At 67.5% G+C, this 1137-nt stretch carries 1 protein-coding gene; it reads left to right on the top strand.

What is annotated here, in order from left to right; all coding sequences use genetic code 11:
* Positions 1-1137: putative inorganic carbon transporter subunit DabA (locus RMN95_RS16225; protein WP_309617943.1), on the top strand; the 1137-nt coding region annotated here is incomplete at both ends.

Genomic DNA, 1137 nt, shown 5'->3' with positions numbered 1-1137 from the left:
CACCTGGCAGCGGGCGTACGAGTTGCATTATCGTGCCGAGTTGCAGTCGTCGATCGACGGCGCAGCCCATCCCCGCGAGCGCGCCGCCGTGCAGCTGGTGATGTGCATCGACCCACGATCTGAGGGCATGCGCCGACAGCTAGAACGCTCTCCGTGGATTGAAATGGTGGGATTCGCGGGATTCTTCGGCGTACCGATCCGCTTCGTGAAGTACCGTGCGCGGGGCGCGGTGAACTCACTACCGGCGTTGCTCTCGCCGCGTCACACCGTCACCGAGTCTCCCAGCGACCGAGCACATGCCTCGCGTCGATCCAGGGCCCTGAGAGTTCGGGATGCCGTCGCCTGTGGACTGCACGCCGGCGACAGGGTGACTGCGGCACCGTTCGCCCTCGCCGAGACCGCGGGCTGGTTTATGGGAATCTGGGCCGCCATTCGTACCGTGGTCCCTGGGCTGGCGGCGCGCATCGCGCTCGGACTGAATGCGATAGCGGCTCCGTCGTTGCGCACAGAGGTCACTGTCGCGGACGCGTTCACCCTGGATGAACGGGCGGGCATGGCCGAGACCGCGATGCGCATGATGGGCCTCACCTGGTGTGCGCCGCTGGTGGTGCTTGCCGGCCACGGTTCGACCACCACGAATAACCTGTACGAATCCTCGCTGGAGTGTGGCGCCTGCGGAGGTAACCCCGGTGCCCCCAACGCGCGAGCCGCGGCAGCCATCTTCAACGACCCGGACGTTCGCGAGGTGCTCGGTCGTCGCGGCATCGACATCCCCCACAGCACGTTCTTTGTGGCGGCCGAACACAACACGATCTCGGATCTGGTGACGGCACTAGACCCTCACCTGGTGCCGGAAACCCACCGCGTGGCCCTCGCTGACTTCGAGGATCTCCAGCGTGAGGCCGCCCGCCGACTCGTGCGGGAACGGGCCGCAGACCTGCCCGGGGCCTCGGCTCGCCGTGGGGCTGCGCCCGTGCGGCGTCGCGCCCACGACTGGGCGGAGGTCTACCCCGAGCTCGGGCTGGCCGGAAACGCCGCCATGATCATCGGTCCCAGGGAGCTCACCCGCGGGGTTGACCTGAAACGCCGAGTGTTCCTGCACTCGTATCGCACCGAATTCGACCCAGACGGCAGGGC

This window comes from Salinibacterium sp., assembly GCF_031364185.1.
Taxonomy (GTDB): Bacteria; Actinomycetota; Actinomycetes; order Actinomycetales; family Microbacteriaceae; genus Rhodoglobus.
Note: the sequence above shows the minus strand (reverse complement) of the source record. Positions and strands in the feature narration are given on the sequence as shown.